The sequence below is a fragment of the Phocaeicola sp. GP0067 genome, from assembly GCF_031119655.1.
Taxonomy (GTDB): Bacteria; Bacteroidota; Bacteroidia; order Bacteroidales; family Bacteroidaceae; genus Phocaeicola; species Phocaeicola vulgatus.
In genome coordinates this window covers 160,337-177,985 of the sequence record NZ_JAVHZY010000001.1, presented here as the reverse complement: position 1 = coordinate 177,985, position 17,649 = coordinate 160,337, and the positions used below count along the sequence as shown (strand labels likewise).

The window sequence follows — 17,649 nt, the reverse complement described above, 5'->3', positions numbered from 1 at the left end:
CATTGTTTTTTTCCTTTATAGCCGCTGCTGCTTATTCCCAGCAACAAACGACTACTATAAACGGATACATGGTACCTGTATGTGTATACAAAGGAGATACTATTCCAGCTGTACAGTTACCTAATGTATACATTTTCAGACCATTAAAATTCAAAAACGAAAAAGAAAGACGGGAATACTACCGCCTGGTAAGGAATGTGAAGAAAACCCTGCCATTAGCCCGTGAAATTAACCGTGCTGTGATAGAAACTTACGAATATATAGAAACACTGCCTGACAAAAAAGCCAGGGAAAAGCACCTGAAACTCGTAGAGAAGGGACTAAAAGAGCAATATACACCGATTATGAAGAAATTAACCTTTTCACAGGGTAAACTGTTGATAAAGTTAGTAAACCGTCAGACGGATTCTTCCTCTTATGAATTGGTAAAAGCTTTTATGGGACCCTTTAAAGCCGGATTCTATCAAACTTTTGCAGCACTTTTTGGTGCCAGCCTGAAGAAAGAATATCATCCGGAGGGAGAGGATCGACTGACCGAACGGGTGGTATTGTTAGTTGAAAACGGACAAATCTAACTGATTCCTACTGTTTGAATTTTACTCTTATTATCTGAATTTCATTAATTTATTGGCAAACTCCCATAAAATAATTCCTGTGGTAACCGATACATTCAACGAATGTTTTGTGCCGTATTGGGGAATCTCAACACAACCGTCGCAAGCATTGACCACTTCCTGCTGTACCCCTTTCACTTCATTTCCCATTACGATGGCATATTTTTTATCGGCATCCAGTTCCAGTTTATCCAGCAAAGTACTGCCTTCCACCTGTTCGATAGCCAATACGGTAAACCCTTGATCATGAAGTTCCTGAACGGCATCAAGCGTATTCTTTTTATATCTCCACTCCACCGAATACTCAGCTCCTAAAGCTGTTTTATGCATTTCGGGATGGGGAGGAGTGGCTGTAATACCACATAAATAAATGCAATCTACCAAAAATGCATCCGATGTGCGAAACACTGACCCTATGTTGTGTAAACTGCGTACTTCATCCAGCACCACTGCTAAAGGCAACTTATCGGCTTTCTTGAATTCGTCTACAGTAAGCCGGTTCAGTTCTGTTATTTTGAGTTTCCTCATACTCTATTTTCTACTTTATTATTAACGGTTACAAACTTACATAAAAATCTATGATCTTTACGCCTATATAATGAAAAAGAAGTCTCTCCTACTCTCTTTTTATTTTTACTTCAGTCCTAAACTCAATTGTAAAACAGATGGATTTCTTTATACAAGAAAAGATAATAACTAATTCACATCCCCCTGTTGATAACGGTTGAAAACATGTAAAAAGGATGAGGATATCATTTCAAAAGTATTTCTTGCATATTTCAAATAATGGTATAATGTACACTTAAAATCAACAATCCAAAAATTAATCACATAACTTAAACAATCAATATCAACACAATTTAATCACTATTTCAGGCGTTCATAACCATAAAGTTTTTAACTCATATTCTTATCAACAATATGTTAATAGAATAAGTAAAACCTGTATTATCAGTATTTAAGCCGGTTGATTATTTATTCATATTTTGGTATTATATATAAATAACTTATCAGGCAAGAGAAAGAACTCTTTTTTACTAACAATATAAACAGCCTATTATTAATACCATATTTCTTTTTTTGAAAGAAGGAGAAAAAATATAGATATAATAGATACAAAGAAATTGTTGGTAACTGTTCATTGTGTTTCTTGAAATGTAACCTGTAGTAATTTCCTGCGTCTAAGTAACAGAAATAAAAGGTAGAAGATCGCGGTCTTTTTATTAACTAATGCACTAAGATAAAGAATATGATAAAAAGAATATTGGTTGCCACATCACTTTTGTGTATGTGCTGCATACTTTTTGCTCAAAATGTACAGGTTAAAGGAAAAGTTGTTTCAGAAAATGAAGCGGTGGAATTTGCGAATGTCGTATTGCAGACAAAGGATTCTATATTTATAGCCGGAGGAGTAACCGACAGTAAAGGAAGGTTCATGATGGAGAATATCCAAGCTGGAAGTTATCTGCTTTGTATTTCCGGTATGGGATATACCTCCCGGATTATATCATTGGATCATTTAGCTGTTTCTAAGGATTTAGGCGTTATCATGATATCTCCGGAATCGATCCTGTTAAAGGAAGTGGTGGTAACGGGAGCCAGTGTGATAAATGCCGCCGACAGGAAAATTATCCTTCCTACAGCACATCAGTTAAAATCGGCCGGCAATGGTCTGTCTTTATTGCAGCAGATGAAGCTGAGCAGAATACAAGTGGATCAAATGCGTAACAAGGTAACATCCTCCGGTGAAGGGGATGTACAGTTACGGATGAATGGAGTAAATGCCGAGATACAGGATATATTGGTTCTTCGTACTGAAGATGTGATTCGTATAGAATATCATGATGCTCCCGGTTTGCGATATGGGGATCATACGGCTGCTGTGATTGATTACATTGTAAGACGGCATGAAACCGGTGGCTATGTGGCTTTGGATGCGCAGGATTCTCCGCACGTACTTTTTGGAAACAATAATTTTATGGTGAAGATAAACCATAAAAAGTCAGAATTCGGTTTGAATTATAATAATGTTTATCGTTCGGTAGATAATTATTGGCGTAATAATTGGGAAACTTTCCGCTATGAGGATGGTTCTTCCTTTACACGGGTGGAAGATGGCATTCCGAGTAGAATTTCCACTTATGGACATAATATAGGATTGAATTATAGTTTTCAGGATCAGGGGAAATGGTTCTTTAATTCCACTGTACGGTGGGCTTTTAATAAGAACAAGCAGAATAACCAAAGCAGTCTGTATGTTTTGGAGAAGCCTGAAGAAATTTTGATGATGAAAGAACATAGTACGGGCCGGACTTCCCGTCCGTCGGTGGACTTGTATTTTCAATGTAAACTGAACAATGACCAGTCATTGATTATCAATGCTGTGACTACTTATATTGACACTCAAAGTGACAGGAGTTATACGGAGGAGAAGAGTGATGAACCGCTGACTGATATTTATTCTACTGTATCGGGAAATAAATACTCATTTATAGGAGAGGGTATTTATGAAAGGAAAATAACCAAGAAGAGCAGATTGAGTGCAGGACTGAAATATCAGCAAAGTCTGGCGGACAATACCTATGGTGGAAACGAGTCATCTGAAACAAAGATGCATGAAACCCATGCGACAGCTTATGTGGAATACAGTGGGAAAATGGATCGTTTCAATTATTCTTTTGGACTGCAAGGCAGTTATTCACGATTCAAACAGAAAGAGGAAGGATATAACAGGTATTCGTTATTGCCCCGTTTGAGATTTGGGTATCAATTTTCAGATAATGTCTTTGTCCGTTACCGGGGACAGATTTCACGTAAATCTCCCGGTTTGTCCGATATGGGAAATGTGAGACAATTGATTGACTCTTTGCAGGTGAGAAGCGGAAATCCGGAATTAAAGATATTCACAGTATATAAAAATGAGTTGGAGGCAGATTTCCGAAAAGGTTTGTTTAGTGGTAATTTTCACTTGTCGTATCAGTATCAGCACAGGCCTATCATGGAAGAAACCATACGAGATAAGAATAACAGTTTTGTCCGTACCAATGTCAATCAGTTAAGTTGGCAGAAATTGAATCCTGAGTTGGAATTGAAACTCGGTCCTCTGAAAGATATTTTGACTTTTTCTTTTTCTACCGGTATAAATTATTATGATAGTCGTGGTTTGGATTATCATCATACATATACCAATTGGTATTACAGGGCCGAAGTGATGGCATCTTATAAAAGATGGTCCGGATTCTTTCAAATGGAAAATCATCGGAATAATTTCTATGGGGAAACATTGTCATACGGGGAGAGTTTTCATACCTTGGGATTGTCCTATCGATACAAGCGTTTAAATATCGGGGTGATGACTTTGAATCCATTTGTTGATAATTACAGAATGGGAGGAGAAATGTTCAGTAAAGTGGCTCCTTCTAAGAATTGGTGGTATGTGAAAGAGAGCTGCCGCTTGTTTGTGGCAAAAGTATCATGGAATATCAGTTTTGGACGTAAGTATGAAACCATGCAGAAACGTGTGAATAACGAAGATAGCAATGCAGGTACATTGAAGTCGGGGAAATAAAAATCACTATTTTGGGTGGTCATAACCATAAAGTTTTTAACTTTGCATATTATCAATACCCATATTTCTTTTTTTGAAAGAAGGAGAAAAAATATAGATATAATGAATAAAGAGGAATGGTTGAAAAAAGGGTATGTTACCGAACCGGTAGACAAAACTCTGGATTTGAAAACTGAAATTGATAAGTTGCGTAAGGAAAAGAATGCGCTTATCCTAGGTCACTATTACCAGTCGGGCGAAATACAAGATATTGCCGACTTTGTAGGTGACAGCTTGGCGCTGGCACAATGGGCGGCTAAAACGGATGCGGATATCATTGTGATGTGTGGTGTCCACTTTATGGGTGAAACGGCTAAGATTCTTTGTCCTGATAAAAAAGTGCTGGTACCGGATTTGAATGCAGGCTGTTCATTGGCCGACAGTTGTCCTGCTGATGAGTTTGCTAAATTTGTCCAAGAGCATCCGGATTATACAGTGATTTCGTATGTTAACACTACAGCGGCTGTTAAAGCGGTGACCGATGTGGTGGTCACTTCTACTAATGCCAAGCAGATCGTAGAAAGTTTTCCGGCAGATGAAAAGATTATTTTCGGTCCGGATAGAAATTTGGGTAATTATATCAATTCGATTACAGGACGCAATATGTTGCTTTGGGATGGTGCCTGCCATGTGCACGAACAGTTCTCTGTGGAGAAAATACTGGAGTTGAAAAAACAGTATCCTGACGCTGCTGTTCTGGTTCATCCCGAATGTAAAGGAGCCGTTTCCAAACTGGCCGACAAGGTTGCTTCTACGGCAGGATTGTTGAAATATGCCATTGCCAGTGACAAAAAAGACTTTATTGTGGCTACGGAAAGCGGTATTTTGCACGAGATGCGTAAGAAATGTCCTGAGAAGAACTTTATTCCCGCTCCTCCCGAAGACAGTACCTGCGCTTGCAATGAATGTAATTTCATGCGTCTGAATACGCTGGAGAAGCTGTACAATACGTTAAAGTATGAATGGCCGGAAGTGACAGTGGATGAAGCGGTAGCTGAGGAGGCAGTGAAACCTATCAAGAAGATGCTGGAAATTTCGGAGAAGCTGGGATTATGACTTTTGTAAAAGATAACAAGATGTGGTTAATAAAAGACGTTTCTGTTATTCTTAAAAGTAAAGGGGAATTCTTCTGGAAAGGATTTATCATCGGAATAGGAGTGACATTTCTGTTTCATTAAAGATTTGTTTTGACGGAATAATGGTTCTCATGGAAATCATTATTCCGTCAAAATTGTTTTCAAAGGAAAACAGAATACTTGTTTTTATGAGGCTCAATAGAGGTAAACAAATGATATAACTAATTTATATAGTTACGCCTTCAGAAACCGGCAAAGTTTCTCTACGGCCAGTGCACGGTGACTGATTTTGTTTTTCGTCTCATTGCCTAGTTCGGCAAAAGTTTTAGTATATCCTTCGGGCACAAAGATAGGGTCGTATCCGAAACCTGACGAACCTCGTTTTTCTTTGATAATCTCACCTTTTACAATTCCTTCGAACAAATGCTTCTTTCCATCCAGAATCAGGCAGATAGCTGTGCGGAATTGTGCTTTTCTATTTTGCACTCCTTGCATATTCTGCAATAATTTTTGCATATTGGCTTCCGCATTATGTCCTTCGCCTCCGGCATAACGGGCGGAATAAACACCCGGCGCACCATTCAAAGCTTCCACTTCCAGACCTGTATCGTCGGCAAAACAGTCTAAACCGTAGTTTTTATAAATATACTCCGCTTTCAGCATCGCATTGCCTTCCAACGTATCAGCAGTTTCGGGGATATCAACATGGCAATGGATATCTTTCAAACTCAATAATTCAACTTTTTCTCCTAGAATGGAGGATATTTCATCCAGTTTATGAGCATTGTTTGTAGCAAATACTAATTTCTTTTTCATTTTATATCATATTAATTGAATGCAAAGATACTGAGAATGAACCAAAGTAAGATAATTCCTGACAGAATAATATAGGTGAAAAGGTAAATAGTAATTTGTTTGCTATGTGTATTTTCAATTTTTGATTATTTTTGTTGGTATCATTTGATACTTGATAGTATGGTATATATAGAAACTCCTCATTTGTTGTTACGGGACTGGAAGGAAGAAGATATTCTTCCGTTTGTCCGTATGAACAGTGATAAAGAAGTAATGGAATTCTTTCTCACTACTTTGACAGAGGAAGAAACGATGGCTTTTTATTGTCGTATCCGGAAAGAATTTGAAGAATATGGTTATGGTTTGTATGCTGTAGAATGTAAAGAAACTCAGAATTTTCTAGGCTATGTGGGTTTTCATAATATTGCTTTCGAGTCGGATTTTACTCCCGGAGTGGAAATAGGCTGGCGGTTGTGCCGGGATGCATGGGGAAAGGGATATGCCACAGAAGCCGCTTCTGCCTGTCTGGATTATGCGAGTGATAATTTACCTTTTAAAACGGTATATTCGTTCACTGCCATACCCAATAAACGCTCTGAACGGGTCATGCAGAAAATAGGAATGCATTTTGAAAAAGAGTTCGATCATCCTTTGGTGGAACAAGAGCATTGGTTATGCAGACATGTATTGTATAAAATAGAAATTTGAGAAAATAGATTAACCGATATGTAGTAATCTTATCATTGCTTCATCGTTCTGTTTTTCAATGCAGAAACAGTGAAGCAATGGAAGAGATTATTTTTTAGTTACTTTATTTTTAGTTTGTCGAATCCTTCGCCATACACTCCTACCACATTACTTTGTGATATAAATGCATTGGGATCAATATCTTTCACCAATCGGAATATATCCAGTGACTGGCTTTTCTTTGCCAGTACCACTACGACCTTGATTCCTTGTTTGCTATACCATCCTGTACCATCCAATAAGGTAACTCCACGATCTATTTGTTTGGTGATTCCTTCGGCTATTTCATCATGTTTACGCGAGAAAATAAGGAACTGTACGGATTGGCGTGAACTGTTTATAACATAATCAATCACAATGCTCATAATAAACAATACGCAGAAACCAAATAACACCCGTTTCCAGTCATGGAATATGAAATAGCAGGAGGATATGATGACAATATCACAATACATCATCATGCGGCCAAGGGTTACATCTTTATATTTATTGATAATCCAGGCAATGATATCCGTTCCGCCGGTACTTCCATTATTGCAGAAAACAATGCCGATACCAAATCCCAGCAAGCCGGCACCTACTACACAAGCCATGAATTCTTGTCCCGGTCCTAACAATTGCGGCAGTGTACCATCCGGGTTCTTCAATAATGCTTGAAAGAGCCATAATAGGAATGTTAGCATAAAGATGGCATAAATGGTTTTAAGGCTGAATTTAGGTCCTAGTATCTTTAATGCGAAACCTAAGAAAACAGCGTTGATAATAAAATAAGAAACCTGGATTTCAATGCCTGTAACATAATATATAATGGCTGAAATACCGGTTACTCCGCCTGTAGTTATTTGATAAGGCAGTAAGAAAGCCGCCCATCCCAGTGCATAGCAAATCAGTCCGAAGGTAATGGATAAATAGTCTTTTACCTCTCTGCCTAGTTTGATTTTTAATATTTGGTCCATGGTAATGAGGATTGTTTTTAATGTAAGTAGAAAGGTGTGTCAAAAGTTACTGCTTTTGACACACCTCAAGGATAGTATCGATTATAATACGATGTTTACAATTTTTTTGGGAACGATGATTACCTTTTTCGGGGTTTTGCCTTCAATCCATTTCTGGGCTTGTTCATCTGCCATAACTGTTGTCTGAATGGTATTGTTATCAGCATCAGCGGCGAAATCCATGGTGAAACGTGCTTTGCCATTGAAAGAGATAGTGTATTTTACAGTGTCTTCTTTCAGGTAATCTTCATTGAATGCAGGCCATTGTGCATCGCATACGCTGGTGGTATTTCCCAAAGCTTCCCAAAGTTCTTCTGCATAATGTGGAGCGAACGGAGCTAACAGGATGATGAGATTGCTCAATACCTCTTTATTGCGACATTTCAATGAAGTAAGTTCGTTTACACAAATCATGAATGCACTGATAGAAGTGTTGTAAGAGAAAGTTTCAATATCTCCGGTTACCTTTTTAATCAGCTTATGAATTGCTTTCAACTCTTCTTTAGTCGGTTCACCCTCTACAGGCAAGAATTCGTCTGTGCGGCTATAGAACAGATTCCACAGTTTCTTCAAGAAACGGTGAACACCGTCAATACCATTGGTATCCCAAGGTTTGGACTGTTCTACCGGACCGAGGAACATTTCGTACATACGCAGCGTGTCGGCACCGTATTTCTCGACAATCATATCCGGATTGACTACGTTGTACATGGATTTACTCATCTTCTCTACCGCCCATCCGCAGATATATTTTCCATCTTCCAGGATAAACTCAGCATCGTTATACTCAGGACGCCATGCTTTGAAAGCTTCTACATCCAGAATATCGTTGGATACAATATTCACATCCACATGCAGCGGAGTGGTTTCGTACTGGTCTTTCAGGTTCAATGACACAAAGGTGTTGGTGTCTTTGATGCGATATACAAAATTGCTTCGTCCCTGAATCATTCCTTGGTTTACTAATTTTTGGAATGGTTCTTCCTTGATACTTACGCCCAGATCATGCAGGAACTTGTTCCAGAAACGAGAATAAATCAAGTGACCCGTAGCATGTTCGGTGCCGCCTACATAGAGATCTACATTTTGCCAGTAATGATCTGCCTTTTCTGATACTAGTGCTTGTGCGTTGTGTGGGTCCATATAGCGCAGATAGTATGCGGATGAACCTGCGAAGCCCGGCATGGTATTCAGTTCAAGCGGGAATATAGTGACGTTGTCAATCAAGTTGTTTTCCACGACTTCACCTTTTTCTACATCCCAAGCCCACTTGGTGGCATGTCCCAATGGAGGTTCGCCTGTTTCGGTTGGCAGGAACTTAGCTACTTCGGGAAGTTCAAGCGGCAATTTAGATGAGTCAATCATATAAGGCATACCGTTTTTGTAATATACAGGGAACGGTTCACCCCAATAGCGCTGGCGTGAGAAGATGGCGTCACGAAGACGATAATTCACTTTCACGCGTCCCAAATTATGGGCTTTCACATATTCTTTGGTAGCTGCGATAGCTTCTTTGATGGTCAGTCCGTTTAAAGAAAGGTCACAATAAGGAGTGACATCCTTGCGGGGTGAGTTGCAAACAATACCTTCTTTGGCATCGAAACTTTCTTCACTTACATCACAACCTTCTACCAACGGAACGATAGGCAGATTGAAATGTTTTGCAAAAGCGTAGTCACGGCTGTCGTGAGCAGGAACCGCCATGATGGCGCCTGTTCCATAACCTGCCAATACGTAATCACTGATCCATACGGGAACAGCCTCGCCGGTAAACGGATTGATGGCGTATGAGCCACTGAATACACCGGTTACGCGGCGGTCGGCGATACGTTCACGTTCCGTACGTTTCTTGGTGCGGTCCAGATAGGCTTCCACTTCGGCTTTCTGTGCTTCAGTAGTAAGTTGGGGAACCAGTTCGCTTTCGGGCGCCAGTACCATGAAGGTTACACCGAACATGGTATCTGCACGGGTAGTAAAGATAGTGAATTCAATATCACTGTCTTTCACTTTGAATTGTACTTCCGTACCTTCCGAGCGTCCAATCCAGTTACGCTGTGTTTCTTTCAGTGAATCAGTCCAGTCCACAGTGTCCAGTCCGTCCAGCAGCCGTTGTGCGTAAGCCGATACGCGTAAACACCATTGGCGCATTTTTTTCTGAACGACGGGGAAACCGCCGCGTTCCGAAACTCCATCCACCACTTCGTCATTGGCAAGAACAGTTCCTAGTTGCGGGCACCAGTTCACCATGGTTTCTCCCAAATAGGCAATGCGGTAGTTCATCAGGATTTCCTGTTGTTCTTTTTCGCTTTTGGCATTCCATTCTTCGGCTGTAAAGCTGAGTTCTTCGCTGCAAGCCGCATTCAGTCCTTCGTTGCCGTATCGGGCAAATGCTTCCGTTAGTTCGCTGATGGGGCGTGCCTGCTGTGTATCGTTACAATAATAGCTGTTGAACATTTGTTGGAAAGCCCACTGAGTCCAATGGTAATATCCTGGTTCACAAGTACGTACTTCACGGTTCCAATCAAAAGAGAAGCCGATTTTGTCCAACTGTTCACGATAGCGGTTGATATTGTTCACAGTGGTGATGGCAGGGTGTTGTCCAGTTTGTATAGCGTATTGTTCTGCAGGAAGTCCATATGCGTCATATCCCATCGGGTTCAGCACGTTGAAACCTTGCAAGCGTTTGTAACGGGCGTAAATATCACTGGCTATGTATCCCAACGGATGTCCTACGTGCAATCCGGCTCCCGACGGATAAGGGAACATATTCAATACGTAGAATTTCTTTTTGCTTTCGTCTTCAGTCACTTGATAGGTATGGTTCTCTGCCCATCTTTGCTGCCATTTCTTTTCAATCTCTCTGAAATTGTATTCCATGATCTATTTTTTGTTATTTAATATCTTTGTTATTAAGTGGTTGCAAAGATAATGAAAGTCGGGGAGATATATGGAAAGAACAGGAAATAAAAAAAACTTCTTGTTATGTATATATATATTGTTTCTATTTACATTTTTTGGAGTGATATAATTAAATATATACCCTCCAAAATTTATTGTATTTATTTAGACAAATAGCAGTTGTAAGATTTATAATCTTCCGAGGATAAGATTATAGAACTTACAAGTATATTATTTAGATGTTTAAGGTGTAGATGTATTATTTTTCCTGTTTCAATACGAATTCTTTGCCAAAATCATCTACAAAACAATTAATTTCCATAACTTTGTTTCATCAATATATCTGATAACTATGAAGTACTTTTTCCTCTTTCTCTTTTTATTTTTTGGTAATTACTCTGTTTGTGCACAACATATGATCTCCAAACAGCTTCCTTTTTTTTATCAACTTTCTTCTAATGAGATTTTTGATATCTATCAGGATAGAGAAGGATATTTATGGATAGGAACCACTAACGGGCTGGCAAGGTATGATGGTTTCCGCTTACAACCTTTTCGGTCTGATTATAAAAATCTGAATTTGCTTACAAATAATTCAATTTCAAATATAGTGGATAATTCTCGCTATGTATGGATCGGTACATGGAAAGGATTAAATCTTTATGATAAACAAACTTGTAAAATAATTCCTTTTCCGGATACAAGACTGCTGGATAAGGGGATTAATTATATGGCAGCAGATAAGGAAGACAATATTTGGATAGGAGCTGGTAATACAATATATAGATGTAATTCTACGGCTTCTATTGCGAGGGAATATGATATTTTTGGCTCGCAACAGAATAAGCATACTATCAATTTTGTTTATCAGGATAGAGAGGGAAATATGTGGGTACTTACGGGAGGAGGCTTGTTCAAGTATGATGATAAGTCAGATTCCTTTATTACTTATCCTCCATTAGGCAAGAATAATGCACCTTATACTATGTGTCAAGATCAATCGGGCAATTATTGGATTGGTACGTGGGGTGAAGGATTATGGCAGTTTTTTCCACAAAAAGAAGGAGAGGAATGTTATAAAAGGCATCATATTATCAATTCCAGAAGTGGGGAAACGGAACCGATCTTTTATAGTATGACGCAAGATAATACATTCGGCTACTTGTGGCTATTGTCTTATAATGAACTTTACGCCTTGCAATATACCGAAGAGGGTACATTGGTATCTGTGGATATACATGATTTGGTAGATACACACATGATGTACACTAAAATCATGAAAGACAGAGAAGGGAATCTGTGGCTGGGGTCTTATGATATGGCATATACTATTTTCTTTGATAATTCGAAGATTGATAATTATCCTTTGCCGCAACTTAAAAAACACATGGGTTGGGATGCAAATATCTTGAATCTTTGCTTGGATAAAAATGATGTAATGTGGGTCAATCAGGATAGATACGGGCTTTGCCTGTATGATTTGTCACAAGATCTATTTGCAGATAATAGTGGTAATAATTTGTCAAATCCGGGCGAAGTAAGCATTATTGTGAAATCCAAGCTTAAGGAAGGAGTATGGATCAGTCCCAGATATGGTGCACGGGTAATGAGAATGACTCATCAGGGTATGAAGATACAGTTGGAAGAGGATATTGATTTGGAAAAACAAATCTATAATCCGGGAAATATCAGGGACTTGATTGAGGATAATAAAGGTAGTTTATGGATTTTTAGCCAGTCGGGGCTTTATGTAAAGCGTCCTGATAATTCTATTTTACTTGTAGCAAGTTCTGATTTTCCAGAGATGTCTTCCTTGACAAGTGATAGGGAAGGTAACATATGGGGAGTGTCTACTGATAAAAAGGTGTACAGGTTAAGCTGTATTGATAGGAATATATCTTATGAATTAAAAGCTTGTATTCCAGTCCTTTCAGGACAGGAAAATGTAAATCATGCCTGTATAGATAGGGAGGGTTGCTTATGGTTGGTTTCTTCTTTAGGAAGAATATTCAAATCGGATACGAATAAAGAGGCATTTGAAAATATGGCTTTGGATAATCAGATAGATGATTGCTCTGTGTTGGGATTACTTGCTGATGAAAACAATGTGTGGATTATAACTAACAAAAAGGTGCTTCAATATAATATTTATCAGAAGGTATGTATGAATTATGCCACTTCGGATGGGAACATATGGGTTGATGTATTCAGATACAGAGCGATAAGCAGGGACAGGCAAGGAGGGCTGTATGTAGGTGGGCATCGTGGTTTTATACATATTCAGTCTGGTAGTGTCTCATTGGCGGATAAGATACAGTTTTCTTCTGTCGTTACGGATGTAAAAATTGAAAATAAAAGTATATTCTTTGCTGAAGATGAATCACTTCATACCATCAACCGGATTTCTTTGGCCCCCAATTCCAGAAATATAGAAATATTTTTTTCATCGCTTATCTATTCATTGAATTCCAAGGTAGAGATGGCTTATAAATTGGATGGAGTAGATAAGGATTGGGTATATCTGCCCTATGATAAGAATTCTGCTTTTTATAATCAGTTAAAGAAAGGTACTTATTCATTCTGGTTAAAATGGAAATATGGACAAGGAAAATGGACGGAAGGCAAAGTTGTATTGGTTATTGTTCAGGCTCCGGCTTTTTATGAAACTTGGTTGGCATATATGGTTTACCTTGTTTTGATTGTACTTGCTGTCTATCTGTCTTTTCATACTTATGCGCAGCGTATTAAAATCAAAAATGAAGTGAAACTAAAAGAAGAGCTGGCACGGACAAAATTGAACTATTTTACAAATATCTCTCATGAATTACTAACTCCGCTGACAGTCATTTCTTGTATTACTGACCATTTGGAACAAAAAGTTCCTGCTATCCGACAACAGTCTGTAATACTGAAATCCAATGCCGACAAACTGAAACGGTTAATACAGCAGATTTTGGACTTTAGAAAGATGGATGTGGGAAAAATGAATCTGAATGTGTCCGAAGGAAATATCAGTGAGTTTATACAGAATATTTGCAAGACGAATTTTCTTCCTCTTGCTCAAAAGAAAGGCATAATTTTAGAGATTGACGTAGAACCATTGGAAATTAAAGGTTATCTGGATTTTGATAAATTAGACAAAATAATATATAACCTGTTATCGAATGCCATAAAATACACTCCCGAATATAAATGTATCAAAGTAAACGTATATCTTATAAATAAGGAAGGAAATAAGGTCTTGGTTATCAAAATAAAGGATGAGGGAATAGGTATCTCACCTAAAGAAATCAATTATATTTTTACTCGTTTTTATAGTAGTAAGAAACGGGTGGGAATAGAATCGAATGGTATCGGGCTTTCTTTGACGAAAGAGTTGGTGAATCTTCATCATGGAACTATTACAGTAGACAGTGAATTAGGTAAAGGTACCTGTTTTACGGTAGAACTTCCCATTGACAGAATGGGGTATAAGCATGATGAAATAGTGGATGAGATGGAAGGTGTGACAATGGATATCACCGAATGTGCAATTGTAGCAGAAGATGACGTTTCATCCGATGGAGCTACGGATAAATCTACCCTTCTGTTGATAGATGATAATGCAGAATTACTCTATATAATGAAAGAGATGTTTAAGGAAAAGTATAGTGTATGGACTGCGGCAGACGGACAGCAAGCTTGGGATAAACTAAGCAATCATGAAGTGGATATGATTATTTGCGATGTGATGTTGCCTGATATCAATGGTTGGGAGCTTTGCACCCGCATCAAGTCGGATTTGCGTTTTAATCATATTCCAGTGATCATACTTACGGCGAAGAACGGTATTGATGACCGGATAGCCAGTTATGATGCCGGAGCGGATGGTTATATTGCAAAGCCATTTGAAATGAAAGTACTTTTTGCCCGTGTGGATAATCTTATCAGATCGTTTAAGATGCGTCAGGCGGCTTTTCGTAAAGAAGAAGACGTCAATTTGGAAACTTTAGCTTATCCGTCTGCTAACAAGTTGTTTCTGCAGTCTATTATTGCAAGCATAGAACAACATCTGGAAGAGTCTGAATTTGATTTGGAAAGACTTTCTGTAGAAATGAACATGTCCAAATCTACTTTATATCGTAAAATAAAGGCTATGACTGGGTTGACGCCTTTGGACTTTGTACGCAATATAAAGATGAAGCGTGCCTGCATGATGTTGCTTGCACGTACTCAGACCATATCTGAAGTGGCATACGCTGTAGGATTCAGTAATCCTAAGTATTTTACGAAATGTTTTAAAGAGGAGTTTGGTATGACTCCTACTGAATACCAACAGTCACATATCAAGGTCTAGTAAAAGAAGGGATAAATTTCTGTCATTAGGGTATTGAAACGTTTCATGAAAGGATTTTATACCTTTTGTAAAGTGTTTCGATACCCTGTTGTTTTTAGGATATGGCTTCTTTTGTTTCATGATTCTTAAATTATAAAGCATGAAGAAAAAGAAGTTACCATTAGTCTGTTGGGATAGTATCAAATTACTAACCGCACTTTTCCTGTTATGGGGAGTTTGTTTCGGAGCAGATGCGTATCCGGAAAGTGAATATCGAAAGCAACTTTTTGATTATGATTGGAAATTCAAGTTGGGAGATTATCCTGACGCTTCATTGAATACATACGATGACGCTGATTGGAGGATACTTGATTTACCTCATGATTGGAGTATAGAAGGAACTCTTGATCCGGAAAATCCAATGGGGAATGATGGAGGTTATTTTCCGGCAGGAACAGGATGGTATCGTAAGTCATTTGAAATATCTTCTAAGTATAGAGGCAAGAAAGTGGGTATTTACTTTGAAGGAGTTTATATGAATTCAGAAGTCTTTGTTAATGGAAAATCTATAGGAATTCGTCCTTATGGATATTCATCTTTTTACTATGATCTGACTCCTTATCTGCGTTATGATGATAAGAATATTATTGCTGTACGGGTAGATAATTCGCAGCAGAAAAATTGTCGCTGGTATACTGGTACAGGCATTTACCGGCATGTGTGGCTGACAGTGATGAATCCTATTCATATAGAGCATTGGGGGATAGCTATAACTACTCCTGAGGTGAGTGAGGAGAGAGCTGTTGTACAAATAAAAACTATTTTGAGAAATGAAACTTCTTCTAACAGACAGATTACCTTGACAACAAAGTTGACTAAAGGAAATGATGAAGCTGGAAAAGGAGAAATAAAAGTGGATTTGCCTGCCAATGGAATAAAGGAAATAACACAAAAAATTTCTGTATTGTATCCTGCTTTGTGGAGTCCTGAGTCCCCTCATTTATATAATGCACACTTTCTAGTGACTGAAGCGGGTGATGTAATAGATAGTATAACGGAATCTTTTGGTATTCGGACGGTTACTTATTCGGCTGAACAAGGATTATTCTTGAATGGCAAGAGAATTATTTTAAATGGTGGATGTTTACATCATGACAACGGTTGTCTGGGGGCAGCGGCTTATGATCGTGCTGAAGAACGGAAAGTAGAATTAATGAAGGCTGCGGGATTTAATGCGGTACGTACTTCGCATAATATTCCTTCAGAAGAGTTCCTCCATGCCTGTGATCGTCTCGGATTATTGGTTATAGATGAAACCTTTGACGGTTGGCGTGACAGTAAGAATCAATATGACTATTCTATTCTTTTTGATCAATGGTGGCAACGGGATATCGAATCCATGGTACTTCGTGACCGCAATCATCCTTCTATTTTTTGTTGGAGTATTGGTAATGAAGTAATTGAGCGTAAAAAATTGGAAGTGGTCACTACAGCTCGAAAGTTGGCCGACTATGTACATAAGTTTGATCCCAGTCGTCCGGTAACTTCTGCTTTAGCTGCTTGGGATAATGACTGGGAAATATATGATCCATTGGCTGCCGTGCATGAAATAGTGGGATATAATTATTTGCTGCATCGAGCGTCGGTTGATCATCAGCGTGTACCTTCCCGTGTTATTATGCAAACTGAATCTTACCCACGAGACGTTTTTGCCAATTGGTCATTGGTTAATGATCATGATTATATTATTGGTGATTTTGTTTGGACAGCTATTGATTATTTAGGTGAATCGGGTATCGGGCGATTTTATTATGCAGGTGAATCGGAAGGTGAACACTATCAACGTAACCATTATCCTTGGCATGGGGCCTATTGTGGAGATATTGATTTAACAGGTTGGAGAAAGCCTATATCACATTATCGTGACTTGTTGTATAATCCTGATAAGAAACTTTATTTGGCTGTAAAAGAGCCGGATAATTATTATGGTAAGGTGAAGGAAACCTTATGGTCTGTCTGGCCTACTTGGGAAAGCTGGAATTGGCCGGGACATGAAGGAAAAGAAATAGAGGTAGAGATTTATTCCCGATATCCCAAAGTACGTCTGTATTTGAATGATAAGCTGATAGGCGAGCAATTTACAGGACAGGAACAGCAATTCAAAGCAGTCTTTCCTATTTCATACGAGCCAGGAATATTGAAGGCGGTAGGTGTGGAATCCGAGATAGAAATAGAGAAAACGATCTTACAGACTGCCGGAAAACCTGTGAAAATTCAATTAACGGCCGATCGTACAAAAATAAAGGCAAATGGTCAGGATTTGAGTTTTATCACAGTAGAAATATTAGATAAGGAAGGCATTCTGGAGCCGAATGCTGATAATCAATTAACTTTTGAAGTGAAAGGGGCAGGTACTATAGTGGCTGTGGGAAATGCTGATTTAAAAGACACGGATAGCTATATCGGTTATCAGCGGAAAGCATGGAAAGGGCGTGCTATAGTGGTAGTAAAAAGTACACGGAAAGAAGGTAAGATAATGTTGAAAGTGGCTTCTCCCGGATTGGTTCCGGCTACTGTATCCATTCGTACAAGTAAATAATAA

General features: G+C 38.6%; 10 protein-coding genes. 6 read left to right on the top strand and 4 right to left on the bottom strand.

Annotation, left to right across the window (positions count from 1 at the left end; genetic code table 11):
• Positions 1–68: 68 nt before the first annotated feature.
• On the top strand, positions 69–575 hold the full coding sequence (locus RE317_RS00660; protein ID WP_007847909.1) for a DUF4294 domain-containing protein: 507 nt from the start codon (positions 69–71) through the stop codon (positions 573–575).
• A gap of 30 nt (positions 576–605) precedes the next feature.
• Here RE317_RS00660 and RE317_RS00655 read toward each other — a convergent pair whose 3' ends face one another.
• On the bottom strand, positions 606–1,142 hold the full coding sequence (locus RE317_RS00655; RefSeq protein WP_008666503.1) for an RNA methyltransferase: 537 nt from the start codon (positions 1,140–1,142) through the stop codon (positions 606–608).
• A gap of 721 nt (positions 1,143–1,863) precedes the next feature.
• On the opposite strand from RE317_RS00655, the gene RE317_RS00650 reads away from it, so the two are divergent.
• Both RE317_RS00650 and nadA read left to right on the top strand, forming a co-directional pair.
• Complete coding sequence (locus RE317_RS00650; RefSeq protein ID WP_008666502.1) at positions 1,864–4,182, top strand: outer membrane beta-barrel protein; 2,319 nt, start codon at positions 1,864–1,866, stop codon at positions 4,180–4,182.
• Between the two features lie 102 nt (positions 4,183–4,284).
• The gene (gene nadA, locus RE317_RS00645; protein ID WP_005849968.1) at positions 4,285–5,277 is read left to right on the top strand and encodes a quinolinate synthase NadA; all 993 of its coding nucleotides are present in this window, start codon (positions 4,285–4,287) and stop codon (positions 5,275–5,277) included.
• Between the two features lie 254 nt (positions 5,278–5,531).
• Here nadA and RE317_RS00640 read toward each other — a convergent pair whose 3' ends face one another.
• A complete protein-coding gene (locus RE317_RS00640) occupies positions 5,532–6,113 on the bottom strand; it encodes a non-canonical purine NTP diphosphatase (protein ID WP_005844057.1) in 582 nt (193 codons plus the stop codon).
• Positions 6,114–6,272: 159 nt separating this feature from the next.
• Here RE317_RS00640 and RE317_RS00635 point away from each other — a divergent pair, with 159 nt between their 5' ends.
• Complete coding sequence (locus tag RE317_RS00635; protein WP_005849964.1) at positions 6,273–6,800, top strand: GNAT family N-acetyltransferase; 528 nt, start codon at positions 6,273–6,275, stop codon at positions 6,798–6,800.
• A 98-nt stretch (positions 6,801–6,898) separates the two neighbouring features.
• Here RE317_RS00635 and RE317_RS00630 read toward each other — a convergent pair whose 3' ends face one another.
• Both RE317_RS00630 and leuS read right to left on the bottom strand, forming a co-directional pair.
• On the bottom strand, positions 6,899–7,795 hold the full coding sequence (locus tag RE317_RS00630) for a YitT family protein (protein WP_005849962.1): 897 nt from the start codon (positions 7,793–7,795) through the stop codon (positions 6,899–6,901).
• Positions 7,796–7,876: 81 nt separating this feature from the next.
• Positions 7,877–10,711, bottom strand: coding sequence for a leucine--tRNA ligase (gene leuS / locus RE317_RS00625; protein ID WP_005849960.1), 2,835 nt, complete (start codon positions 10,709–10,711; stop codon positions 7,877–7,879).
• Positions 10,712–11,084: 373 nt separating this feature from the next.
• Between leuS and RE317_RS00620 the strand changes: the two genes are divergently transcribed.
• Positions 11,085–15,068, top strand: a complete 3,984-nt coding sequence (locus RE317_RS00620; protein WP_008666494.1) for a hybrid sensor histidine kinase/response regulator transcription factor — start codon at positions 11,085–11,087, stop codon at positions 15,066–15,068.
• A gap of 139 nt (positions 15,069–15,207) precedes the next feature.
• Positions 15,208–17,646: a sugar-binding domain-containing protein gene (locus tag RE317_RS00615; RefSeq protein WP_008666493.1), complete on the top strand. Its 2,439-nt coding sequence runs from the start codon at positions 15,208–15,210 to the stop codon at positions 17,644–17,646.
• The last annotated feature ends 3 nt before the right edge of the window (positions 17,647–17,649 follow it).